Below are 23,116 nucleotides of genomic sequence, written 5' to 3'. Positions count from 1 at the left end.
AAGCAAAAAAATCTTCGCTTCACCGTTCATTATATAATTCTAACTCTCCCGTAAATGAACAATTAATTCGATATACGCTTTGCAGCGCTTTGTGCTGTAAGCTTAGCCTGCTTAACACAATCGGGCATTGCCACTCCATCATATCCAGTTCCAAAGACATATATCCCAGGAAGTGTGGTCTCAAGCTCCCTATGGAATTTAGAAAGATTGTCAAGATGTCCAACAGGATACTGTGGCATCGAATGTTCCGAACGAGTAATTTCCGTGAATATAGGTTTCGCTGTAATGCCCATGATCTCTCGTAAATCCTTACTCACTAGCTCCGTAAGAGCCTCATCTGGAAGTTGAACATTCTGCTCATCTCCGGAACGGCCTACATGACAGCGCATAAGTACTTTATCATCTGGACTCGTATGCGGCCACTTCGTTGACGTCCATGTACAGGCAGTAATATTGCGCCCTTCCTTACGTGGCACAAGAAAACCTGCTCCAGCATCATCAATTTCGATATCCTTCTTGTCGAAGGCCATGACTAAGTTCGCAACCGATACATAATTTACCGCATCGAGTGCTGAAACATCCACATGTGGACGCAAAAGTTCGGCAGCAAAAGAATTTGGTGTGGTGATATATATTTCATCCGCAAGCAGCCGTTCGCCACTTTCCAGTTCTAGCTCATAACGAGAAGCATTAGTTCCTGTAGCATGTATAGAGACCACCGCAGCTTCAGTTCGCTGTTCTACATCATGCAGTTCATGAATCAAGCCATGCACGAGACTTTGTAGTCCTTTTCGAAATGTCAGAAAAGTGCTGTTCTTTGTGCTCGTATTTGTCTTGGAGGAATTCTGTTCTTTAATGATTCCACGAATAAGACCACCATACTGCCGCTCTACTTCTCCAAATTGCGGAAAGGTAGCCTGTAGGCTGACTTTGCGTAAATCCCCAGCATACATACCGGCTAATAGCGGTTCGGTCAAATTCTCCATCACTTCAGTACCTAAACGTCGCTCAATCAGCTGTCCGAGGGATTCATCGTCATTACTCCGCTTAGGAGGAAGGATCAAGTCCATCAGCGCGCGTATTTTGCCACCGAATGAAACCAGAGCACTTGATAGAAATGGCTTTAGTTCAGTAGGAATTCCAAGCACAAGACCGGAAGGCATAGGATGAAGCTTGTCACGCTGTAGTATATAGGTCTTCTCTGCCTTTGGATTTGTGTTCACCAGCTCGTGATCTAGCTCTAATTCCTTAGCCAATTCAATCATCTCTGTTTTGCTAGCTAAAAAAGAATCCGGACCTTTCTCAATCACAAATCCATCCCGGTGCAATGTTTCGATCTTCCCACCAAGAGTCTTGTCTTTCTCTAGCAGTACAATATCAGGTTTCATACCAGCTTCTTTGTAAAACTTACGAATGTAAAAGGCGGCGCTGAGTCCACTCAGCCCACCGCCTATGATAACAATTCGCCTAGAGGGACCAGTCATGACTGACCGGCCGACATTTGATTCAGTCTTGTACGAACAACATCGCTCAATACGGACATGTACGCAGGATCGCTGTTTAATGATTCAATCCGCATAAGACGCATATCCAGCTCTGAAGCTACGGCTGTTGCCTCGATATCAAGGTCATACAGCACTTCTAAATGATCGGATACGAACCCGATCGGTGCCACTAGAACATACTCTACCTGTTCCTTGCTAAGCTGCTGAAGTGTATCCAGAATATCTGGTCCAAGCCATGGTTCAGCAGTCCGTCCTGCACTTTGCCACGTAAACTGCCAATTGGTTATCCCCGCTTGATCTGCAATAGCCTTTGAGGTCTCCAATAGTTGATCTTTATAAGGATCCCCCATAGCTAGAATACGCTCTGGAAGACTATGCGCGCTAAATAATACCCTTATCTCATCGCGAGTAGCGCCTGCTTCGATATATTGATCTATTTTCGCAGTTACTCTCCGGCTTAGAACATCGATCAATACTGGGTGCATATGGTAACTCTCCACAAAACCCATGTTGATTTTACATGCATCAGCCTTTTCCTGAGCACGTTTGATGTAGCCACCCACGCTCATGCTTGAATAGTGAGGGGCAAGCACAACACCAACCGCTTGGGTAATGCCGTCCTTCGCCATAGCCTCGACGCCGTCCTCAATAAACGGATAGGCATGCTTCAAACCCTGATAGCAGACAAATTCAACATCCGCCCCAGCTTTATCCGCGTTTAGTGCTGCCTGTAATGCAGCTACTTGACGGTCTGTGTTCTCCCGCAGCGGGAATACACCCCCGACGATCGCTTCATAGCGATCTGTTAATTCTTTAAGCTGCTCCGCTGTCGGCGGATTACCTCGCCGAATATGAGTGTAATATGCTTCAACGTCTTCTAAGCTTTTAGGAGTGCCATACGACATGACGAGAACACCTATTTTTGCTGTCACGGATTCCATCCCCTTATAGATTTAATAGGCTATTTTTAAGAACGCAGTTTGGCTGATTCTTTCAATACTTCCTGTGAATATTCGTGAATATATTCCGTTAATTCTCTAAGCTTCTCTAAAGAAGCCTCCGGGAATAAGCCGTGACCCAGATTGAAGATATATCCCGGCTCTTGTACCCCTTCATCAATTAACGCTTTCGCGTGCTCCTTCAAGACGTCCATCGGCGCTGTAAGTAAATACGGATCCAGGTTGCCTTGAATCGCAAATTTCCCACCGGTTCTGCGTCGACCTTCGGACAAGCTCACACGCCAGTCCACCCCGATTACATCCGCTTGAAGCTTCGTAAGACTCGGTAGCAATTCGCCAGAGCTTACGCCAGGAAAGTATATTTTCGGTACATCAAGATCGGATAATTCGGAAAAAATACGAGAAACCGTCGGTAACACATACTTTTCAAAATCGCGAGGCGCAAGGGCACCGACCCAGCTGTCGAACAATTGAAACGCTTTTCCACCACTACGCACGTGACTGCGGAGGTAAGCGATAATCATATCGCCGAGCTTGTCCATTAGCATTTCCCAGACACGGGGTTCACTGTACATTAGCTCTTTAGTCCGAATATATCCTTTGGAAGGTCTGCCTTCGATCAGATAGCTGGCAATTGTAAACGGTGCGCCTGCGAAAGTAATCAAGGGCACGTCCAGCTCCTTATCCAGAATTGCAATCGTCTCCAAAATATGTCCGAGATCGCCTTCAACATCAATGGGCTTCAGTCTCTCGACATCTGCTGCAGAGCGAATCGGATTCTCGATCACAGGGCCAATATCTTTGACGATATCAAATTTCACACCGATAGAAGCGACCGGATTCATAATGTCTGAATACAAAATGGCCGCGTCCACACCTAGCTTGCGCACAGGCATCAAGGTTACTTCAGCCGCCAACTCGGGCTGTTTGCAGATTTCAAGCAATGAGTACTTTTCCTTGATTTTACGGTACTCGGGATCATAACGGCCGGCCTGCCGCATGTACCATACGGGAACGTGCTCCGTATCCTGCTTTCTGCAGGCGCGGATAAAAGTGTCGTTGTAGGTCATGATAAGATCTCCATTATATTTTATAAGATTTTTTAAAATAAACGCTTACCGTCCTAATAAGGACGCCGATGGCGTTTATGCTTGATCGGCATACTTACTATTATGCCCTTTTTAAAAGGTTGTAACAAGCAAAACGAAGATCGTGGAATGACAATCCTATGACATTACTATGACATGTATTGCACTTTTGAAGCTAAAAAAATGATATACTGATAAAATGTCTATTTTTCTGTGAATCATGTATTTTCTGAAATTCTTTGAAAGGAAGTGAAAGCACTTTGAAGAAATGGGAGACATGGAAGGTCAACCTCTTAGTGCTTTGGTTCGGACAATTCTTGGTAAATGCCGGAATGACGATGATTACACCGTTCCTGACCTTGTATCTTGCTAAGGATCTTGGAGTTCAGGGTGAGCATGAAATTGGAATTTGGGCGGGCCTTATTTTTGCCGCAAACTTTTTAACTTCTTTCATTTTCCAGCCACTATGGGGAAAACTTGCTGACAAATATGGACGTAAAATCATGCTCCTGCGCTCCAGCTTTGGCATGGCTATCGTTATGGTGTTGATGGGCTTCGCACAATCCCCTATGCAGCTGCTTTTACTGCGACTGCTAAACGGTACAATCTCCGGCTTCAATCCCGCTTCCATCGCACTCGTTTCGGGTACTACTCCGAAAGCACGTATGGGATTTTCGATGGGGCTGATGCAGTCGGGTTCTGTTGCAGGTACCATCCTTGGACCACTTATTGGTGGTTTTCTTGCTGATTTAATCGGATTTCGTCCGATCTTTTATGTCGTTGGCGCCTTGCTCTTCATCGCCTCTCTGCTGGCATTATTTCTCGTTAAAGAGAAATTTGATCGTGCAGAAGCCGCACAGGAGCCACAGGTGTCAGTAATGGAGGGCTTGAAGGAATTGATCAAAATCCCTCAGCTCCCGGCGCTGTTTGGTGTAACCTTTTTGCTGCAATTTGCAATGATCAGCCCCATGGCCTTGCTGCCACTGTATGTTGAAAAGTTAAATGGGCCTGCTGAGAATATAGCCTTTTTAGCCGGAATGGTCAGCGCAGTTACAGGGATCTCCAACATGCTGGCTTCCCCCTTGCTCGGCAAGCTGAGTGATAAAGTCGGCGCACACCGCATTCTGACCTACGCGTTAATCGGGGCCTCGCTATTCCTGATTCCGCAAGCATTCGTTACTAGCGTGTGGCAGCTAATTATTGTCCGTTTTCTCATGGGAATTTTTATGGGCGGCCTATTGCCCAGCGTTAATGCGCTTATCCGGTCTTATACCCCTGACGGGAAAGAAAGCCGCGCATTCGGCTTCAACGGCAGCACATTGTCACTGGGCAATATGCTGGGAGCTATCATAGGCGGCTTTCTATCTGGTTATATTGGTATTGAGGGACTGTTTATCATCTCCGGAAGCTTGTTGCTGTTAAACACCGTATGGGTCCGGGTTAAGCTATACAAAGCTACTCCGCCACGGCTATTTCGCTAATTTTCTGCTATTTCACCATTGCCAACGCCAGTCCATCATAGGCTGGCAGACAAGTGCTGATCAGACGGTCATCGGTGGCGATCATTTCATTGAAATGCCGTACAGCCAGAATGGCAGGTCCATTTCGATCTGTATTTAGCGTCCGTCCGCGGAGAAAGATATTATCACCAGCAATAATCGCGCCTGGATTAGCCATCTTGATGGCATATTCCAAGTAATTGGTATAGTTAATCTTGTCTGCGTCGATAAAGAAGAAATCGAACTTAGCTCCCTCTTCGTCCAGTGCCTTCAGGCTGTCCATCGCGGGTCCTATTCTATATTCCGTAGAATCACCGAATCCGGCCAGTTCTAAATTACGGCGAGCAAGCTCGGCATAATCGGCCCTCAGCTCTAGCGAAGTCAGCGTGCCACCTTCAGTGAAGCCGCGAGATAAGCAAATCCCGCTGTAGCCGCCAAGTGCGCCAATCTCCAAAATACGCGTGGAGCGGGACAGTCTAACAAGCATAGTGAGCAGTCTTCCGTACCCCGGCTCGACAGATACCTCCGGCATCCCCGCTTGGACGATAGCTTCTTTTACCTGAAGCAGGATTTCGTCCTCGGTATAAAGTTGTTCACTGTATTCTTCTTGGGTAAGCATAAAGATTCTCCTTTGATGATCCCCCGTTTTCTCGAATGAAGGGATGACGGGGAAGATTTTATGGTTTATGGAATGCCGGGCATTGTGAAGTGTCCCGCATTCCCCTATACTTGTATGGATGCTTTTCTTATGGTATTGGCTTTTCTTATTGTACTGGTTTTTTGTATTTATCTACAAGTTAAACGGAGTTGAGAGTATTTGAGCAAATTACAATTAATCGCTACTGCCCCTATGGGATTAGAAGCTGTAGTAGCGCGCGAATTAAACGAACTGGGTTATGAGACCACGGTCGAGAATGGTCGTGTATTGTTCAGTGGTGATTATATCGACATCTGTCGCTGTAATTTATGGCTGCGTACATCCGACCGCGTATTAGTAAAAATGGGTCAATTCCCCGCTAAAACCTTCGATGAGTTATTTGAGGGTGTTAAAGCGCTGCCTTGGGAAGACTGGATTCCCGAGAATGGAGAATTTCCGGTTGAAGGACGATCCCATAAATCACAACTAACGAGTGTACCCGCTTCCCAAGGGATTGTCAAAAAAGCTATCGTCGAGAAGCTGAAGCTCTCCTATCATACGGACTGGTTCCCAGAGAACGGACCTCGATATGTGATCGAAGTGATTCTGTTAAACGATATCGCGCTTATCACGCTAGACACCACCGGACCTGCTCTTCACAAACGCGGATACCGCAGGCAGGCTACAGAAGCGCCACTGAAGGAAACGATGGCCGCAGCTTTAATCCAGCTTAGCCGCTGGAATGGCCACCGTCCGTTATATGATCCATGTTGTGGTTCGGGAACATTATTGATCGAAGCCGCGATGATCGCTTGGAATATCGCACCGGGACTACGCCGTTCCTTCCCTTCAGAACATTGGCCAGTCATTCCTAAGCATCTGTGGGAAGAAGCTCGCGAAGAAGCTTTCGATGCCGTACGAGACGATTATCCATTGCAGCTAACCGGCACGGATATCGATCCTGCTGCTATAGAAATTGCTGAAGCCGCTGCTAAAAGCGCCGGCCTGTCCGGAGAAATAACCTTCACCGTGATGGCTGCCGCCAAAGCAAGACCCCAAGGCGAATACGGCTGTATCATTACCAACCCGCCATATGGTGAACGGATCAGTAATGATAAAGAGGTGGAGAAGCTGACTCGCCAGTTTGGTGAAATGATGTTGTATCTACCGACTTGGTCATTCTTTGCAATTAGTCCTTATAAGGAATTCGAACAATATTACGGACGTAAAGCGGACAAACGTCGCAAGTTGTATAACGGACGTATTGAGTGTCAATATTATCAATACTTGGGTCCACTTCCACCTAGAAATCCGAAATAATTCGGAAGACAATTACGCCAAGCATAAACGCCTTCGGCGTCCTTAAAAGGACGGTAAACGTTTATGCGAGAAATATAAGAACGGACATCTACCTCGATTGAGGACGGTGTCCGTTTCTTCTTACATACTCAACTTCTGCGCTAGGAGGCTTTAACGTGTCACGAGATCCATTTAGTAGGAGCAGCTCATCCATAACGGATAGAATGATCACTATTGTCCGCTCCCGTTATATTGGTTATATCCTTTTTCTTGTCCTTATGCTCGCTAAGCTAATGTTTCTTCACAGCGGCCTGCATGCTCCTAATATTGATATGAACCGTCTCGACAAGCTCATTGCTCTCGGTTCAGTTATGCTGTTATCCTTTTGGGTGTTATGGCTCCCCCGACGTGGACAAACCATAGCCCTGATAATCATAAACGTGCTCCTGACATTACTTATTTATTCTGATATTGTCTACTATCGCTACTTTCAGGATTTCATCACCGTTCCCGTTCTTTTTCAAGCCGGACAGATGGATGCACTTGGCGGAAGTATCTTTGCACTACTCCGTCCCTCTGATCTCTACTTGTTCGCGGATTGGCTGATATTTCTGGTTTACACCATTTGGGTAGTGTTATTCCGTCGGAACACGCCTGCCTATAATAATGGACAGCCTTCCTATTATGCTCGCACAAGGCATTTTCGTCCCTCTTCACGCTTAATGAGAGGACTAAGACGGAGCGTTAACGGGGTCGTTGCATTGGTATTAGGCTGTATTCTGACCTTTGGCCCTATCCACTCTTACGCCACTACGTGGGCCAAGGGTTTATTCACTGGTAACTGGTGGAGCTTGGCGATGTATAACGTTACTGGACTAATTGGATTTCACGGTTATGATATTTACTTGTATGCCAAAGATCATTTAGGCCCGCAGCCTGAGCTTTCACAAAAGGAAGCCAGCTCCATGAAGCTCTGGTTCAATGAACACAATGCTGAGCAAAGTGCTCTTAACGACAGCTTTGGAAAATACAGCGGAAGCAACATCGTTGTTATTCAGGCCGAAGCTTTTATGAATTTTGTAGTGGGACGATCGATCAATGGACAAGAGGTCACACCTAATTTGAACGCTCTAATCAAAGAGAATACCTACTTCAGTAATTACTATCATCAGACCTCACAAGGACGAACCTCCGATGCGGATTTCGCCTCGAATGGTTCACTGTATCCGCTGGTCTCCGGCTCAGTATTTGTCCGTTACCCGGATCATCAATTTGACACGTTACCTGCCATTTTGAAGTCCAAGGGCTATAGCAGCAATGCCTTCCATGCGTATGAAGGAAGCTTCTGGAATCGGCAGATTATGTATAAAGCGATGGGGTATGACAATTTTTATAGCAAAAAAGACTTTAAGATCGACGAGCCCCTAGGCTGGTCATTGGGAGATAAATCATTCCTGCGGCAGTCCCTAAATATTATGGATTCTGTAGAATCGATCCAGAAGCCCTTTTACTCTTTTTTGACTACACTATCTAGTCATCACCCATATTCTCTCCCTGCGGCTAAGCAAGGGCTTGATACCGGGGAGTTTAAAGGTACCATCTTCGGAGATTATTTGCAGGCTGTTCATTATACAGATGAAGCTCTAGGTGAATTGGTGAGTGATATGAAGCAGCGTGGGTTGTGGGATAACACGATCCTTGCCTTTTATGGTGATCATGATAACTCGATCCAAGAAACCTCTTATTACGAACAATTTCTTGGTAAAAGCTTAAGTAAGCTCGACATGCATCAAATCATGCATCAAGTTCCATTACTCATTCATCTGCCGGGTAATAACACCTCGGTGATTGATTCTAATCCGGCTGGTCAATTGGATCTCACACCTTCCTTACTCCATCTGCTTGGGATCTCACAAGATCCTTATTATCTCATGGGTAATAATCTGTTCAGTGGCAAAGAGCGACTTGTGACACTGCGAACCGGTGCCTTTGCCGATGCGAAGCGCTCCTATCTTCCAAGTGAAAATGGACAATTCAACAGTGGCACCTGTTATAGCCTCGACAGCCGCGAAGCCATTGACGTTGCGGGGTGCAGCACCGGGTTCGAGACAAGTAAGCAACGACTGCAAATCTCAGACGATATCATGAAATACGATGGCATCAAGATGCTCCGAAAGGAAGAATCTGCACCATAAAAATTTCATTTATAAAACAAAAAGCCCTAAACTCCGTCATCAACACGGGTTTAGGGCTTTTTAAGTTGATGGATAAGACCTCTGCATTATTTCTGAACGGCCGGTTGCTTGATAAAAGCTTCTACCTTCTTCAACACTTCTTCCTCTGTTGGAGCACTCACATAACGACCATTAACATATACAAAGGCCCGTTTGCCACATGGACCACAGTACGACTTACAGCCGACCTTGATCTCTGCATCAGGCGCCATCTTTTGCAGTTTGGGTATGATACTCTTCAATTTCATAAAATTACATTCATCGCACACTTGTATATCGTTAGCCATGGAGCAACCCTTCTTTATGTCCCAAATTTAAGGCGAAACGTTTAGTGATCGCCGTGATTACCTTTAGACGGATTAGTAATAACAAAACCTTCTTCAGGAAGATATAAATAATCAACGACCACACCATCAAGGAGCGGTTGATTCGGATCTAGAATAACATCGATTTCTTTATCTGTCGAGACTACAACATCATTCTCATTAGGCGTGTCCAAATCCAGTCCGTAGTGAGCATGATCACCGTGAGCATGCGTAATCGCTACGCGAAGTTTCAACTCGCTGTTTCCTTCAAGTTCCATTTGTTTCTTTATCACTTTAGCCGCATTGCGGGTAATTTTGACCTTCATCTATCATCCATCTCCTAGTACTTAAATTAAATACTCAATTACCTATTTTAAAGGTAAATGATATCTAAAAGCAACTATATTAACAAATTAGATACACAATCCAAGGTAGATCTCACTTCACTGCCTCATTTTACGGCCTGAAGTGCCGGGTATTTTCGTCCCATCCGTGACACGAACCAGCCCATAAGAAGCATCGTCACACCAATATCATCGATCGGTAAAAAAGGCATAAAATCCGGCAACACCCAATAGAGCAGAACTGGGATTGTGAATAAAAGCTTGTCCCCTATTGCGACTTTAGGGGAGATCACATATCGCCAGGAACTACTGAAGATAGTAGACCATTGTTTCAGTGACAGCAGTTTTTTCAGTTTCATAGTGACCCTCCTCCCAAGTAAAAAGGATACAGCCGCGGATAACGTGTAGTGACGACAGCGGCCATACCCTATGGTTTATGTTACGCAAGTTTACTGTAATTGTTTCATAATTATTTCACATTGGATAGTATCGTTCCCAAAATTAGACCCGTTTCTAGCGCCATATCCTCAAAATCTGCCAGTGGCAACGGATTTTTGCCGATCCCCAGCTCTACTGTAAATCCTGGTTTACGAAAGGTCTGGATGAACCAATCCTTATACCCGGCATCGCTGCCAGTTAATTCGACTGCACGATAGCTGCTCGCTGCGGCCAACCGTGTTGCTAATTCGCGGCTTTCGGGAGGTTCATATCCCCGGTAATTCCAGTAGATCTCTCCTCCTTGGCTATGCAAAGACACTGCAGCTTCTCCGGGCGCGTTCTCAGTAAGTACCGCTAGAGCGGCTGCCTCAGGTTCACTTAGCGCCTCAGGACCACTGTAATCACGCGGAGAGGGCAGGATTACACCACGGCGTTCCCGTTCCTCTTCCCAATGAGCAGGGAACTGATCCCCGAGATCCACACCGCGTATATTGGCCTTCCAATGGCGAAAACTCCGCCGTCCCCCGTTCCATTTCATAAGGTCCTCATAATAAGGGTGGCCTGGTAAAACGCCCTCCTGCACTAACTCCACGCCGTCAGGGTTAGCCATGGGTACAGCCCATAGGGTCCAATTATTGTACCATTCCTCTGGACGATGACCATTCCATGCCAAACCTTTAGCATAAGCTGCTGCATACTCTTCTATGAACGACATCAGGCAAGGCGAGGTCAGCCATTCATTAGCATGTAGAGCCGCATTAACATGCAAATGGCGGGTTCCATTGCCTATTTTAAGCACATGAATTGGCTTGCCGAGCACACTGTTGCCAATTGGATATGCTTGTATAAAAGGATATTGTGCAATCAGACTGCTGATATCGTTCTCAACATCAACCGGACCGTACTCTCCACGTAAGAATACCACTCGCTCTGGAATCGGAGGCGGAATGACGAGCACTTTTCCCGGTGTACAAAAGCGCCCTGAGGACACACCTGGATTAAGCTTCTCCAAATCATCTAAACTCACATTGAATAATGAGGTTATGCGTTCAAGATCGTCCCCTTCCTGCACCGCATACCTTTTACGTGGCGAAGACGGCAGAAATAAAACCTGGCCCGGATATAAATAAGACTGTCTCCCAACCCATGGATTGCCTTGAATGACATGCTCAGGGGTTAATCCATGCAGGGCGGCAATTCGGCTTACGGTATCTCCCCTGCTTGCAATATATTGTCGCATTAGGTCTCATCCTCTCGGCCTTAAATTGCTGATACGGTGGATACAAAAATAGCAGCAAACAGCACTTAACTCTATTGTATGCAAGAGCCACTACCCTGCATGAAGGAGAAATGAATCACAAGAAAATAGGCTGGGAATTATGCTTCCCAGCCTATTTTATCTTACACTCCGTAGAGTTTGTCCCTATTCAATTCAACATTGCTCTGCTTATAACGTGGATACTTGCCATACTACTGGGGTACGTTTAATTTGTTCTCCAAGCCAGTCTCGGGCAATTCGCTGAAACATTTCAGCATCACCACTGCAGAAGAACTGATGAATTGGACTTTCATCCCCGATGGACAGCTTGCCTTTATCGTATAAAATCGTGCTGATCTCACGAGCTGTCTCATCTGCGGAACTGATCAGTTTGACTCCCGGTCCCATGGTCTCTCCAATAGGCTCAACAAGAAATGGATAATGAGTGCATCCTAAAATTAAAGTATCGATGTTATTATCTTTAATGCCTTCCAATGCATGCTCTACAATTTCATAACTTATCTCAGAGCGGAACATGCCTTGCTCAACGAGTGGGACAAGTGCTGGGCAGGCTTGACTTACAACCTCAACAAAAGGAGACAGCTGCTTTAGTGCGTTAGTATAAGCCCCACTGCCGATGGTTCCTATTGTACCGATCACGCCGACATGTCCGCTTTTGGTCGCGCTAATTGCAGCACGGGCTCCGGGATGAATCACCCCAATGACAGGGATAGAGACCTTGGCTGAGATATAATCGAGTGCCGCAGCTGTTGCGGTATTACAAGCGATAACAATCATTTTAGGATTAAACTGGATCAAATAATCTACAATTTGTTCTGTAAACAATGTTACTTCCTCGGTCGAACGGGGTCCGTACGGAGCTCGGGCCGTATCTCCGAAATAAATGATTTTCTCCCGCGGGAGCTGCCTCATCACTTCTTTGACAACTGTTAGCCCTCCCACACCTGAGTCTAATATTGCAATAGCTTGCTGCACGAACACACCGCTTCCTTCTACTTGTTTTGTGTAGCTTATGTAAGCCGAAAACAAAATGTACCTGACTTTCAGCCCCAATTGCAGATATTACTCCTTTTGGACTCTTAGTTCAAGCCAATACTTTTTCCATCATTTAACAGGTCTATGAGAATGAAATAAAAAAGCCACCTTCCGCCCAATGCGAAAAAGCGGCTCTATTAAAAGAGAATAAGTACTTTTTGACCGTAAAACCAAACACTCCATCCACTGTTTCATTATGCGATTTCGTTATTGTCCTTGTCATCTAGCTGTGCTTCTTCAAGACTAGCTTCTTCACTGCTTACTTCTTCATTTACAGGCGATACCTCTAACTCCGTTACCTCTTCCAAAGTTGCCGCTGCCTCTTGAATCGTTTCTTCCGTAGCAGTTCCACTTACTGCTACAGTAGCAGTATCTTCTTCTACAGCATTCGAACATGATTTGCTCCATTCGCGAACCTCATGGACTACATGACCTATAGAATCCTTAGCTTTGTCATACAGCTCAACGCTCTTGTCTCCAGCCTGCACGGCAATTCCCTGTACCTTTTCAATGCCAGCAGCTGTTCCTTCCGCAATATCCTTGCGCAGCTCTTTACCTGGCTTAGGCGCGAACAGAAGTGCTGTCACTGATCCAACCACACTTCCGACTAAAGCTCCCCATAACAAACCTTTTGTGTCCTTTTTCATCGTTTCATCTCTCCTTTAAATTCATTGCTCCCCGCTCTACCGGGCTAATGCCTATATCTGCTATATCATAAGCAGCAGGAGTTTGTCTTGTGACTAATTATTACGACTTTTCAGAAGTTTTGTCTGTTACATTTTTGGGTGCAATTGCGTATCGGCAGCATTGTCCGCCTTCTGCCATACATTCACTTCGTGTAACCTTAGCATCCAGCAATTCCTCAAATAGGCTATGCTCGCATTGACAAGCTTTACGATACTGAGTAGCCACCTGGCGAATCGGGCAGTTGTATTCTTTTATGACATACGAACCATCCTCTTCTCGGTTCCACTCCGCCATATATCCACCAGCGTTTTGGATCGACGATAACTCAGCTACTCGCTCTTCCAAATTCCGGCGTTCCATCATCGGTGCATACTGGGTGAGCATCCGGCGACGGCGTCCCTCAAACAATGTATTAACAGCTTCCAACCCACTGCCATAATCCAATTCACGCAAAAGCTCCAAAGCCAGATTGTGATAGCTTTTTGGAAAATACTCTTCGGACTTCTCCGTTAAAGAATACATATGTAAAGGCCGCCCCATCGCTTGCCGAACCACTTTTGTCTTAGCAAGTCCCTCCTGCTCCAGCTGAAGCACATGACGACGGACACCCATCTCTGTAATTCCCAATTCTTCTGCCAGCGCGCCGATGGTCAGTGGTCCTTTCGTCTTCAGGAGCGTCATAATCAAGTGCCTTGTCGATCCATTTTCCTGCCCCATCTTCATCATAAAGGAACCCCCTCTCTTTCACGGCTACCGCCTATTTTATATGATTCTATCTTATGCTATTATAGCGTTACACCGGACCCAAGTTCCTGATCCAAATAATTCCCTACTTCAACAGCAAACTTCTCTAGCACCTCTGAAAGGATTGGTGTGAGCGGGTGTAGTGCTTCTCTTTCCCAGGCAAAATAATCCTGCACGAGCGGCTTACGAAGTGCGACAAGCTCTATCAATCGCTCGTAGATCTCACTTTTACCTAGTACTTTTTCTTCATGTATAATTGAAATGATATCCTCATAACTTCCGGCATCACGCATAATAAAACCGTCAATCAGACAACTACCAACGTCCGTAACCACCTCTATCGCCAGATGAAGGCAGCGTTCTTGTATTAGTCCGGTTAAAGTATTGCCATCCCATGAAGCTGTTACAGTCCGAAGACCTGTAGTTATATCTGGGATTTGAGCAAGAATGGTTTCGATTTGTTTGCGGTTGACATAATACACAGCAATACCCCCATGTCAAAAATAGTTAGAGAAATCTGCATTATCCCTACTTACCGCGTTTGCCGCGGCGTTTCAGCCAAAAGAACATAATGAAACATGCCGCAAGAAAAACGACCAAATAAGTTAACGCTTCCATCGGATACTCGAGCTCACGCATTCCTGTCACCGCTTCCGGTATAAAATGATGATGCTTGTTAATCAGTAGATCGCTTAAATTACGTAATCCACAGCAATTGAAAGTTCTTTAACTTCATTAATATGAGCTATAACTTCCTTATGCGCCGGATGAACCTGATAAGCCTGTAAATCATCTAGAGAAGCTACCACCGTAACTAAAGCAATATCAAAGGATCGATCAGAATGAATGATATCAGCACCCACTTCAATCGAAAGGAGCTGCGGGATTTTACCTTCCATATTTCGCAGTACGGCTACCGTTGCCGCAACGCTTTCTTCGGACCGGTCCTTCAATTTAAAAAACACAATATGCTTGATCATTCTATCTCGCTCCCTGTTGTAATATTGTAATTAGATATTAAAAATATATCATAAGCGTACGCGTTCTGGAAGAAACTTAAAAAGTGATGTCAGAAATAGCAGCATTAACCATTGCCGATGTATATGAAAGTGTTGTAGTATATTTTTAAAAAATCGGAGGAATTATGCCTAGTAACCAACAAGAAACTCATAATATCCAGGCGTGGTCTCTGATCAACCGCAAATATCTTGGACAAGGCGTTCGTGTAAAAAGATTCCGCCGTCCAAAGCGCAGCCAGATTAGAAACCGTGTGTTACTTGCTGTATTGATGGCTAAGGATATCAAACTTTCACGACTCGCAGAAGATCTTGGTATATCCTCTCGCAGCGTAAGCGCCTGGGTATACGAAGGTCGTATCCCTTCCAACAATAACATTGACAAGACCTGCCGCCTACTCGGGTACCCGCCCCACATTTTGTTCAATGAAGCACTGATTCGTCAGAGTCCAATTGTATGTCAACCAACTCCTTCACGATTTATGAAAAGAAGTATTACCAGTTCGCCCCGCAGCAATGTGATTCTAACCGGCCTCTGTATGGTTTACGATTTTTCCGTAACCGATGTAAGTATTTGGATAGGTGTTCATCCCGGGACGTTTCGAAAATGGTTGCACAGCAGCCATCTGCCTACCCCTGCTCTGCAGGAAAAAGCCGAAACCTTCTTCCGAATTCCACGACATATTCTATTTGCAGACTGCGGAACGCTCTAATGTGATCCTATCGCTTAATAAGTTCAAGGCCAGCCCTTCTTCCTTAATTAGGAGAAGGGTTTTTTGCCATATTTTTTTCTTAAAAAAGGGTCATACTACTGTTTAGGTACATTGTTCAGTACTAAAGAACGGAACAGGAGGCGTAAGATGAGACTTGACGGAATACTATCTGAAGGCTACACCGATACTTGGGACGTGGCCCCCGGTGTCATCGGACTACGAACCATGTTCGTAAATTGCGCATTCATCGGCCAGCCCAATTCGGACTGGATCATTGTAGATACGGGACTTAGCTCTTACACAAACAGAATTATAGATTATGCTAAGGAGAAGTATGAGAAGCCACCGGTGGCAATTATCCTGACTCATGGGCATTTTGACCATATCGGAGGTGTGAAAAAGCTTATTGAGGAATGGAATGTACCCGTGTATGCTCACCCACTAGAGCTTCCTTATCTAACAGGTAAAGCGGATTATCCTCCAGCCGATCCGGCCGTAGGCGGCGGGCTGATGAGTATGGTGTCCTCATTATTTTCACATCATGGCATCGACCTTGGATCAGCTATACATCCATTACCCGAAGACAGAACCGTCCCCGGAGCAAAGGGCTGGAAATGGATCCATACACCTGGACATAGTCCCGGACATATTTCACTATTCAGACCAGAAGATAAGGTACTGATTGCTGGTGACACCTTTCTTACAGTCAAACAAGAGTCCGTATTCGCAGTAGCTACCCAGCATCAGGTGGTGCACGGCCCACCCTCTTATTTCACGACGGACTGGGAAGACGCGGAAAAGTCGGTCCGCACACTTGCGTTGCTAGATCCTCATATCGTTCTCTCTGGACATGGGGTGCCTATGGAGGGTGAAAAATTATCTACTCAGCTTGCTCATTTATGCAAGAATTTCAAGGAAATGGCGTTGCCGGGTCAAGGGAAGTTCGTGTGATTTCCTTACGGGGTCCCATTTTGCTGAAATAGCCAATGCGCCCCCGCATCATTCAAGACTACACTCTATACCAATATTGATATATCTCCTTAAATCCGAGCTTGTCGTACAAAGCCGAAGCTCCAGTATTAGCTTGTACAACCTGCAAAAAAGCGGTTGTTGCACCCTGCGTCTTGCCCCAGTGTAGTAATGCAAGCAGCAGTTGTTCCGCCATACCTTGTCTACGCTGATCGGAAGCAGTGATAATATCAAAGAGACCTATGTAGCCGTTCTGAATAACACCCAGACCACAAGCGGTAGGAACGCCATTGTTAATCAACAGAATATAGCCCTGCTGCAAAAGACAAGCGGATAACATTCTAGTTAAGGTGCTCCGATTGTCTTTTGAGAGCGCAGAGAGCTTTGTAAATGCATTTAACCACTCTTCAGTTAAGCTCTCCTGAACTTGTATCTCATATCGAAGATCAGGAGTAGCTAATCCCTCCAGTTCTAATAGCCTAACAGATGATGGCTCGACAACTGTGTAACCACGCTCCGCTAGCGCCTCATCCAGGTTCGCAGGCTGGATATACGGCGTTATTTTAAATACTGGCTTTAATCCAGCATCCTTATAGTACTGCTCAGCAAGCTTAATTTGGTTTGTAAGATCCGCAAGAGAGCTTTTTTCTCCGTATAACGGATTGACCGAATTAGCTCTTTTCGTATATCCAGCTGCTGTGCGCAGAACCCAGCCATTCAGGAGAACACTCTGCTCCGCTGGCCAAGTATTAAGTGTGATTTCTTCAATTGCTTTATACAAGTTATCTCCTCCTTATTAGCCATGTTCCCGCTTATTACGCATCGCTGGTAGCAGCTTCACTGCTTCATCAGCATACGAAATATAATAGTCATATTCGGGAGACTCCTTACCATAAATGGCTATTTTCCCCTCATGGTTGTAATGTACAGCCCAGCCGAATCGCTTCGGAAGTAGAGAGGCTCGCAGGCATGGATGGTTTCTAGAGAATAGCTCCTTCCATATTTCTTCCCTACGGGTCACACGATCTTCTAGCGGAATTTGTTTATGGCGTACATGAACCTCAAACAGAAGCTCTTCATGATTGTATTTGTAAGGCTCATTAATAAGCAGCTCATATTGAATCACATGCGCAGGCGGGAGTGTACGGCAAGACATCGGCGGGATTCCCGTTTCCTCAGGACAATCCTCTGCTACACGTATGAAAGTGTTTGTATAACTCATGGGCATCACCTCTATTTTTAATTGAAATATATTCCTTCTATGATAATTCATAGTCACTATAATTGCACAGCAAAAATCCGGAACCTCTACCTCCTGGATTCCGGATTTTCATCTGCTATTTCATCTGAATTTCTATTCCTCAGCCGCTGCCGCAAGGAGTTCTTCAACAGGCCACGGAAGCGGATTATTAAACGTTGTCCAATCCTGCTTCAACTCATCTTTCGTCAACAAACATCGATCCAATCTCGCTTCGATTTGTGCTGAGTCCATACTAACACCGATAAACACGATTTCATTCATTCGATCGCCCCACAGCTCGTCCCACTTGGCTTTCATTTCAGGTTCGCTTTCCAATACCTCCTGCTGCTGATCCTCAGGCATTGTAGCTAGCCAGTAGCCGGCAGGTCCGAACTGAATCGAGGGTCCAGCCTGGCTGATACTCGCTGCAAGATCACCCTCTGCGGCAACCCATACAATCCCTTTCGCTCTGACAACTTCCTCCGGCCAATGACTAAAGAAAAAGCTTAACCTTTGCGGATGAAAGGGGGTTCTCCGGCGATAGACAAAAGAAGATATTCCGTATTCCTCCGTCTCAGGCGTATGTGTCTCCTTGTTAAGCTCCGTAATCCAACCGGAGGACAAGCTTGTTTTTTCAAAATCAAATAATCCAGTATTAAGAATCTCCTTCGGATCTACCACTCCGTTAACCGTACGGATCAGCTTGGCTGTCGGCTGAAGTTTGCGAAGCACAGCTTCAAGCTTGTTAAGCTCTTCTTCTTCTAGCAGATCACACTTATTAAGCAATAACACATCACAAGTCTCGATCTGATCAATGAGCAAATCCACAATATCGCGATAATCGTCTTCACCAGCCGTTTGATTACGATCGATCAGACTATCACCAGAAGAGAAGTCATGCCAGAATCGGCCAGCATCCACAACGGTCACCATCGTGTCCAATTGTGCGAGTGAAGTCAAATCAATATCCAGTTCTGGGTTCGCATAAGTAAAAGTCTGTGCCACCGGAACAGGCTCGCTAATGCCAGATGATTCAATGAGGATATAATCAAAACGGCCTTCAGCTGCCAGCTTTTCTACTTCGACAATCAAATCGTCGCGGAGTGTACAGCAGATACAACCATTAGACATTTCCACTAATTTCTCTTCCGTTCTAGAAAGCACATTACCTGACTTCACCAGGTTGGCGTCCACATTCACTTCACTCATATCGTTAACGATAACAGCAACTTTCAAGCCTTCACGGTTGTGCAAGACATGATTTAGCAGTGTTGTTTTTCCTGAGCCTAAGTAGCCACTTAGCACCGTAACGGGGATTTTTTTCATTCCGATCACTCCTATCATTGATTAGCATTTATGTTTGGCATTTATAGCTCTTACCGGGTTTCGCGGTGTAATGTAACTCTTTTCAGTCGTGGACAATATTTCTTCATTTCCATACGTTCTGGGTGATTTCGCTTATTCTTGGTAGTGGTATAGTTACGATCTCCTGTCTCCGTGCATGCCAAAGTAATGATTACTCTCATTGTTCCATCTCCTTTTTTAAATCGTAATAATTACGATTAACATATCGTACACGTTTTATTCACAATCTGTCAACTATGATCTTGTAAAAATTCCAACTCTCTTAATTTTGTGGTCTTTCTTGCGAACAAATCACGTATAGATGGAAATATAAAAATATGATTCTTGTATTTCCAAGAGAATCAGGCAGGAGTGGAGATCATGAAGATACCAGTAATTATTTTGAGCGGGTTTCTGGGGAGCGGGAAGACAACTCTGCTGTTGTCCCTGCTGAAAGAGAGCAAGGTAAGGGGTCTGAACCCTGGCGTAGTTATGAATGAGCTGGGAAAGAGAGATGTAGATGGGTATATTCTGCAGGAGCATACGGGTACAACCGTGACTAAGCTACTGGATGGATGTGTATGCTGTAGCCGTAAAGAGGATTTGGCAGACAGCCTGCTGGTACTGCTAAGAGGACGTCCCGATGCTATTTATATCGAGCTTACTGGCGTCGCGAATCCGGAAGAAATCGCCAAAACATTACAAGAAGCCGCACTACAAGAAAGGGTCGAATTGCATTTTACGATCACCTTATTGGATGCAGAAAACGCCTTGGAATATAACAGCAGACTCTCCTCTGACAAACAGCTGGTTCGTACCCTTCGCAAGCAGCTGTCCACCGCCGATCTCATTGTTGTTAATAAGAGCGATCTTGTAGAGCCTGAAATCTTATGGCGAATTGAAAAGGGAGTCCGAAAACAAAATACAGAGGCTGAAATCGTATATACCCATTACAGCGAGATCAACCTTTCTCCGATATTATCAGGAATCATCCCACGTAAAATCATCGCTCCCGCGCCACAACGAGCACCTCAAACCTTTAAAGGCGCAACACTTAAACAAATGAATTCAGAACAGGGAGCTACAGCTGTAAAAGAACGACAAGAAGAGCCCCACGCTTCTTTTTCCCAAGTGACCGCGATCACGTTAACCATTCCACAAGCAGGGACTACAATGCCTTCCAAAGAACAGCTAGAGGCATTCTTTCAAGAATGGGGTGACAACCTGCTCCGTGCCAAAGGGCATATCCTTTTGTCCGAACAGGAACCGGTTCAACTTGTCCAATATGCGGGAATGCGTACAAGCTGGGAGGCATCACGTTACCCTGGAATGCCTTATGTGGTATTCATCGGGATAAATTTAGATGAGGAACTGCTGGCAGATCGGTGGTCCACCTTATTCGAACCTTGACTACCCTTTCCCCTTTAAAACTACTGCCGCTGCTTCTACCGATCTCATTCCTGATTATCATTGGTTTTATATGGGTGCCAAATCAACTGGAGCTACTAGATAACGCGTACATTGACACGTTCAAAACCGGCTTTATCGGGATTTTGCTAGAAGCCTTGCCGTTTGTTTTAGCAGGAGCTTTATTATCCTCGCTGCTTCGCGTCTTTATCCCAGATGAAATGATCTCCCGCTGGATTCCACGGCAGGCGCTTCCAGCCATTTTATTCGCTTGCCTGCTCGGAATTATTTTTCCAGTATGCGAATGTGGAATGATCCCTCTCGTCCGCCGACTAATCCATAAGGGGATGCCTGTCTACGTGGCGATCGTGTTTATTTTATCCGGACCCATCCTAAATCCAGTCGTCTACGGAGCAACACTGACGGCATTTCGCAACCACTCAGAACTGGCCTATGCCCGGATGGGTCTAGCTTTTGTAGTCGCCTGTATTATAGGTTTGATTATCTATGCAACGGTGAAAAAGTCCCCGATACGCCTTAGCGTTCAGCGCGAAACCGATAACACACATCATAATAATTCTCGTGGAGGAAAGTTAGCCGCCGTCTTCGTGCATACCTCGGATGAGTTTTTCGAGATGGGAAAATACTTAATCATTGGCTGCCTATTGACCGCTGGCATTCAGACGTTTATGGTTCAGGACAGTTTGGCTGCGATCGGAGATAAGCCGCTCGGGTCTTATTTTTTCATGATGGGACTGGCATTTGTGCTTTCGCTCTGTTCCACCTCAGATGCCTTTGTAGCTTCCACCTTCGTACATTCTTTTCCAGCAGGAGCACTGCTCGCTTTTATGGTATTTGGGCCGATGTTAGATTTCAAAAATTCATTGATGCTACTCTCGCTGTTTAAGACCAAATTCGCTCTTTATTTGTTCTTTCTTATCTTTTCGAGCGTATTTATCGGAGCCGTACTCATGTCCTTATGGCTGTAATCATAGAGGTGGCAAGCAGATGCTTACCCCATTGTTAGGAGGAAGCGCATGAATGACTCTCGAAGCATCCGATTTCACTATTTGTTAAGGGCGGTCATTCTGCTCGCCTTTGCTCTCTATATTGGGCATTTAGTGCAGCAGGACGCTTTGCATTATTATGTAGCGCCTAAGCTAGCACGCTGGGTTCAGTTATGTCCGATTCCTCTGACACTAATGGCGCTCAGCTTGGCCATTCAAGCCTTATTTGGTAAGGGAAGTGTGCTATGTGACTGCGAGCATCGCCTCCCACATTCCATATTTAAAAGTACAGCGCTTTATGGATTATTCCTGTTTCCACTGCTGCTTGGATTTGCACTTCCTGATCGTGCCTTGGGAAGTATGGCCGCTAGTAAAAAGGGGATTTCGTTCTCCTCTTTACCATCAGAGACTACCAACGCTGTTAGATTCGAATCGATTGATCCTTATCATGAGGAGCTCACCGAGCTAGCTAAGATCTTATATGCTCAGCCTACTATCCCTGTGTATTCTGATATTTTTTCTGAAACACTAGGCGCTATTGACATGTATAAACAACAATTTGAAGGCAAAGAAATTTCCGTTTCCGGTTTTCTATATCGCGATGACAGTGAAACGCCAGAGAATGCTTTTGCCATTGGCAGATTTCTGGTTCAGTGCTGTACCGCCGATGCTACTCCGTTTGGGATGTTGGTTGATTCCGGCAAATTAAAAAGCTTGCCCACCGATACCTGGATAGAGGTTCGGGGCAAGCTTCAAATTGTGCAATACAAAGGCCAAGAAATGATGCAAATACGCGCAGAAGCAATTACACCTATCGCGCAACCAACAACACCCTACATTTACACGAGTGCTGACTCCATAACCGCATGGAAAGCTTTGACGAATACGGCCAAATCTACTAAATAATTGGGTCCAGCTCATCCTCATCATTCACAGATCGGTTAGGGTTAAATACTTCAACCATAATACGGGCGGGTATACAGATGATTTGCTGCTTTGGCCTAGAAATAAACCCCATTTCCAAAGCGATTCGCAAAGGAGCGTCAGAATATGTCATTTGGATCCCGTAATCAAATACCTTTAAGGTATTGTGACCAAACTTCGATTGAATATCTATAATTTGCACTTCTTTAGTCAAAGAAACGGTCTTGTATTCCTTACCATCAACCGTAATTATAGCTTTCAAATCGCCTTGTTGATACTGTTCATTATGGGTGTCCCACCACTTGATTCCGTAAATCAAACCCGCTGCGAATAGAGCTAAAAAAATGATTACAAAATCGCCACGCTTCATCTTTAACAAGGTATGGATCCTTTAATTGACAATATATTCGTAATAATTACGATTACAAATATATTAATCTTAC

General features: G+C 45.3%; 26 protein-coding genes. 8 read left to right on the top strand and 18 right to left on the bottom strand.

Translation table 11 applies throughout. The features are described 5' to 3' along the window. Positions 1-62 precede the first annotated feature (62 nt). Genes hemG through hemE form a run of 3 tightly spaced genes read right to left on the bottom strand, consistent with a single transcriptional unit; the run spans position 63 to position 3,534 of the window. A complete protein-coding gene (hemG, locus tag NST34_RS09970; RefSeq protein ID WP_341127671.1) occupies positions 63-1,484 on the bottom strand; it encodes a protoporphyrinogen oxidase in 1,422 nt (473 codons plus the stop codon). Further along, the gene (gene hemH, locus NST34_RS09965) at positions 1,481-2,437 is read right to left on the bottom strand and encodes a ferrochelatase (RefSeq protein ID WP_139328657.1); all 957 of its coding nucleotides are present in this window, start codon (positions 2,435-2,437) and stop codon (positions 1,481-1,483) included. Before hemH ends, hemG begins: the two co-directional genes overlap by 4 nt. Positions 2,438-2,472: 35 nt before the next feature. Then, entirely contained in the window at positions 2,473-3,534 is a 1,062-nt protein-coding gene (gene hemE / locus NST34_RS09960; protein WP_042186799.1) for a uroporphyrinogen decarboxylase, read from the bottom strand. Between the two features lie 278 nt (positions 3,535-3,812). Between hemE and NST34_RS09955 the strand changes: the two genes are divergently transcribed. After that, positions 3,813-5,033 (top strand): MFS transporter, encoded by a 1,221-nt coding sequence (locus tag NST34_RS09955; RefSeq protein WP_042126273.1) that lies wholly within the window; start codon positions 3,813-3,815, stop codon positions 5,031-5,033. 7 nt (positions 5,034-5,040) lie between these two features. Here the strand turns inward: NST34_RS09955 and NST34_RS09950 are convergent, their stop codons facing one another. Further along, positions 5,041-5,670 carry an O-methyltransferase gene (locus NST34_RS09950; protein ID WP_341127670.1) on the bottom strand — a complete coding sequence of 210 codons (630 nt, stop codon included), beginning with the start codon at positions 5,668-5,670 and terminating at the stop codon, positions 5,041-5,043. 198 nt (positions 5,671-5,868) lie between these two features. On the opposite strand from NST34_RS09950, the gene NST34_RS09945 reads away from it, so the two are divergent. Both NST34_RS09945 and NST34_RS09940 read left to right on the top strand, forming a co-directional pair. Continuing rightward, a complete protein-coding gene (locus tag NST34_RS09945; RefSeq protein ID WP_042186795.1) occupies positions 5,869-7,008 on the top strand; it encodes a THUMP domain-containing class I SAM-dependent RNA methyltransferase in 1,140 nt (379 codons plus the stop codon). Between the two features lie 203 nt (positions 7,009-7,211). Then, on the top strand, positions 7,212-9,182 hold the full coding sequence (locus NST34_RS09940) for an LTA synthase family protein (RefSeq protein ID WP_341129529.1): 1,971 nt from the start codon (positions 7,212-7,214) through the stop codon (positions 9,180-9,182). An 86-nt stretch (positions 9,183-9,268) separates the two neighbouring features. Here the strand turns inward: NST34_RS09940 and NST34_RS09935 are convergent, their stop codons facing one another. The 9 genes from NST34_RS09935 to NST34_RS09895 form a co-directional block, all read right to left on the bottom strand. Continuing rightward, positions 9,269-9,508 carry a DUF1450 domain-containing protein gene (locus tag NST34_RS09935; protein WP_042126265.1) on the bottom strand — a complete coding sequence of 80 codons (240 nt, stop codon included), beginning with the start codon at positions 9,506-9,508 and terminating at the stop codon, positions 9,269-9,271. 41 nt (positions 9,509-9,549) lie between these two features. Beyond that, positions 9,550-9,852: a HesB/IscA family protein gene (locus tag NST34_RS09930; RefSeq protein ID WP_042126263.1), complete on the bottom strand. Its 303-nt coding sequence runs from the start codon at positions 9,850-9,852 to the stop codon at positions 9,550-9,552. A gap of 125 nt (positions 9,853-9,977) precedes the next feature. Further along, on the bottom strand, positions 9,978-10,229 hold the full coding sequence (locus NST34_RS09925; RefSeq protein ID WP_341127669.1) for a hypothetical protein: 252 nt from the start codon (positions 10,227-10,229) through the stop codon (positions 9,978-9,980). Positions 10,230-10,339: 110 nt separating this feature from the next. Then, entirely contained in the window at positions 10,340-11,548 is a 1,209-nt protein-coding gene (locus tag NST34_RS09920) for a M14 family metallopeptidase (RefSeq protein WP_341127668.1), read from the bottom strand. Positions 11,549-11,755: 207 nt separating this feature from the next. Continuing rightward, on the bottom strand, positions 11,756-12,562 hold the full coding sequence (gene racE / locus NST34_RS09915; RefSeq protein WP_341129528.1) for a glutamate racemase: 807 nt from the start codon (positions 12,560-12,562) through the stop codon (positions 11,756-11,758). Positions 12,563-12,816: 254 nt separating this feature from the next. Next, a complete protein-coding gene (locus NST34_RS09910; protein WP_341127667.1) occupies positions 12,817-13,269 on the bottom strand; it encodes a YtxH domain-containing protein in 453 nt (150 codons plus the stop codon). Between the two features lie 100 nt (positions 13,270-13,369). Continuing rightward, positions 13,370-14,035 (bottom strand): helix-turn-helix transcriptional regulator, encoded by a 666-nt coding sequence (locus tag NST34_RS09905; protein ID WP_042186789.1) that lies wholly within the window; start codon positions 14,033-14,035, stop codon positions 13,370-13,372. Between the two features lie 59 nt (positions 14,036-14,094). Next, positions 14,095-14,535, bottom strand: coding sequence for a DUF86 domain-containing protein (locus tag NST34_RS09900; protein WP_042186787.1), 441 nt, complete (start codon positions 14,533-14,535; stop codon positions 14,095-14,097). A 210-nt stretch (positions 14,536-14,745) separates the two neighbouring features. Beyond that, on the bottom strand, positions 14,746-15,033 hold the full coding sequence (locus NST34_RS09895; RefSeq protein ID WP_042126253.1) for a Dabb family protein: 288 nt from the start codon (positions 15,031-15,033) through the stop codon (positions 14,746-14,748). A 164-nt stretch (positions 15,034-15,197) separates the two neighbouring features. Here NST34_RS09895 and NST34_RS09890 point away from each other — a divergent pair, with 164 nt between their 5' ends. Together NST34_RS09890 and NST34_RS09885 are read left to right on the top strand one after the other, a co-directional pair. Then, positions 15,198-15,782 (top strand): helix-turn-helix domain-containing protein, encoded by a 585-nt coding sequence (locus NST34_RS09890; protein WP_076283191.1) that lies wholly within the window; start codon positions 15,198-15,200, stop codon positions 15,780-15,782. A 147-nt stretch (positions 15,783-15,929) separates the two neighbouring features. Continuing rightward, a complete protein-coding gene (locus tag NST34_RS09885; RefSeq protein WP_042186783.1) occupies positions 15,930-16,733 on the top strand; it encodes an MBL fold metallo-hydrolase in 804 nt (267 codons plus the stop codon). A gap of 58 nt (positions 16,734-16,791) precedes the next feature. Here NST34_RS09885 and NST34_RS09880 read toward each other — a convergent pair whose 3' ends face one another. The 4 genes from NST34_RS09880 to rpmG form a co-directional block, all read right to left on the bottom strand. Next, the gene (locus tag NST34_RS09880; protein ID WP_341061983.1) at positions 16,792-17,532 is read right to left on the bottom strand and encodes a GNAT family N-acetyltransferase; all 741 of its coding nucleotides are present in this window, start codon (positions 17,530-17,532) and stop codon (positions 16,792-16,794) included. Between the two features lie 15 nt (positions 17,533-17,547). Next, positions 17,548-17,973: a DUF6157 family protein gene (locus NST34_RS09875; protein WP_341127666.1), complete on the bottom strand. Its 426-nt coding sequence runs from the start codon at positions 17,971-17,973 to the stop codon at positions 17,548-17,550. Positions 17,974-18,105: 132 nt separating this feature from the next. Further along, on the bottom strand, positions 18,106-19,317 hold the full coding sequence (locus NST34_RS09870) for a GTP-binding protein (protein WP_341127665.1): 1,212 nt from the start codon (positions 19,315-19,317) through the stop codon (positions 18,106-18,108). Between the two features lie 50 nt (positions 19,318-19,367). Further along, a complete protein-coding gene (gene rpmG / locus NST34_RS09865; protein ID WP_076283195.1) occupies positions 19,368-19,517 on the bottom strand; it encodes a 50S ribosomal protein L33 in 150 nt (49 codons plus the stop codon). 199 nt (positions 19,518-19,716) lie between these two features. On the opposite strand from rpmG, the gene NST34_RS09860 reads away from it, so the two are divergent. The 3 genes from NST34_RS09860 to NST34_RS09850 are packed head-to-tail and all read left to right on the top strand — an operon-like array spanning position 19,717 to position 22,655. Then, entirely contained in the window at positions 19,717-20,745 is a 1,029-nt protein-coding gene (locus NST34_RS09860; protein WP_341127664.1) for a CobW family GTP-binding protein, read from the top strand. After that, entirely contained in the window at positions 20,742-21,731 is a 990-nt protein-coding gene (locus tag NST34_RS09855; protein WP_076283197.1) for a permease, read from the top strand. The genes NST34_RS09860 and NST34_RS09855 overlap by 4 nt, the downstream gene beginning before the upstream one ends. Before the next feature lie 48 nt (positions 21,732-21,779). Further along, positions 21,780-22,655 carry a TIGR03943 family putative permease subunit gene (locus NST34_RS09850; protein WP_149643932.1) on the top strand — a complete coding sequence of 292 codons (876 nt, stop codon included), beginning with the start codon at positions 21,780-21,782 and terminating at the stop codon, positions 22,653-22,655. Here the strand turns inward: NST34_RS09850 and NST34_RS09845 are convergent. Next, a complete protein-coding gene (locus tag NST34_RS09845) occupies positions 22,648-23,043 on the bottom strand; it encodes a NusG domain II-containing protein (RefSeq protein ID WP_341129527.1) in 396 nt (131 codons plus the stop codon). The two genes, NST34_RS09850 and NST34_RS09845, sit on opposite strands and share 8 nt — an antisense overlap. Between the last annotated feature and the right edge of the window lie 73 nt (positions 23,044-23,116).

Origin of the sequence: Paenibacillus sp. FSL H7-0714 (genome assembly GCF_038003765.1) — a bacterium.
In the GTDB taxonomy this organism is placed as follows: Bacteria; Bacillota; Bacilli; order Paenibacillales; family Paenibacillaceae; genus Paenibacillus_AQ.
This window is presented reverse-complemented; position numbering and strand designations above follow the sequence as displayed.

Bases quoted from the DNA above. Each gene is read 5' to 3' on its own strand.
- NST34_RS09885 (WP_042186783.1), top strand. From the start codon at position 15,930: ATGAGACTTGACGGAATACTATCTGAAGGCTACACCGATACTTGGGAC.
- NST34_RS09925 (WP_341127669.1), bottom strand. From the start codon at position 10,229: ATGAAACTGAAAAAACTGCTGTCACTGAAACAATGGTCTACTATCTTC.
- NST34_RS09930 (WP_042126263.1), bottom strand. From the start codon at position 9,852: ATGAAGGTCAAAATTACCCGCAATGCGGCTAAAGTGATAAAGAAACAA.
- NST34_RS09910 (WP_341127667.1), bottom strand. From the start codon at position 13,269: ATGAAAAAGGACACAAAAGGTTTGTTATGGGGAGCTTTAGTCGGAAGT.
- NST34_RS09890 (WP_076283191.1), top strand. From the start codon at position 15,198: ATGCCTAGTAACCAACAAGAAACTCATAATATCCAGGCGTGGTCTCTG.
- NST34_RS09895 (WP_042126253.1), bottom strand. From the start codon at position 15,033: ATGATCAAGCATATTGTGTTTTTTAAATTGAAGGACCGGTCCGAAGAA.
- hemE (WP_042186799.1), bottom strand. From the start codon at position 3,534: ATGACCTACAACGACACTTTTATCCGCGCCTGCAGAAAGCAGGATACG.
- NST34_RS09950 (WP_341127670.1), bottom strand. From the start codon at position 5,670: ATGCTTACCCAAGAAGAATACAGTGAACAACTTTATACCGAGGACGAA.
- NST34_RS09905 (WP_042186789.1), bottom strand. From the start codon at position 14,035: ATGATGAAGATGGGGCAGGAAAATGGATCGACAAGGCACTTGATTATG.
- NST34_RS09870 (WP_341127665.1), bottom strand. From the start codon at position 19,317: ATGAAAAAAATCCCCGTTACGGTGCTAAGTGGCTACTTAGGCTCAGGA.
- rpmG (WP_076283195.1), bottom strand. From the start codon at position 19,517: ATGAGAGTAATCATTACTTTGGCATGCACGGAGACAGGAGATCGTAAC.
- NST34_RS09935 (WP_042126265.1), bottom strand. From the start codon at position 9,508: ATGGCTAACGATATACAAGTGTGCGATGAATGTAATTTTATGAAATTG.
- NST34_RS09850 (WP_149643932.1), top strand. From the start codon at position 21,780: ATGAATGACTCTCGAAGCATCCGATTTCACTATTTGTTAAGGGCGGTC.
- NST34_RS09875 (WP_341127666.1), bottom strand. From the start codon at position 17,973: ATGAGTTATACAAACACTTTCATACGTGTAGCAGAGGATTGTCCTGAG.
- NST34_RS09845 (WP_341129527.1), bottom strand. From the start codon at position 23,043: ATGAAGCGTGGCGATTTTGTAATCATTTTTTTAGCTCTATTCGCAGCG.
- hemG (WP_341127671.1), bottom strand. From the start codon at position 1,484: ATGACTGGTCCCTCTAGGCGAATTGTTATCATAGGCGGTGGGCTGAGT.
- NST34_RS09940 (WP_341129529.1), top strand. From the start codon at position 7,212: ATGATCACTATTGTCCGCTCCCGTTATATTGGTTATATCCTTTTTCTT.
- NST34_RS09860 (WP_341127664.1), top strand. From the start codon at position 19,717: ATGAAGATACCAGTAATTATTTTGAGCGGGTTTCTGGGGAGCGGGAAG.
- NST34_RS09920 (WP_341127668.1), bottom strand. From the start codon at position 11,548: ATGCGACAATATATTGCAAGCAGGGGAGATACCGTAAGCCGAATTGCC.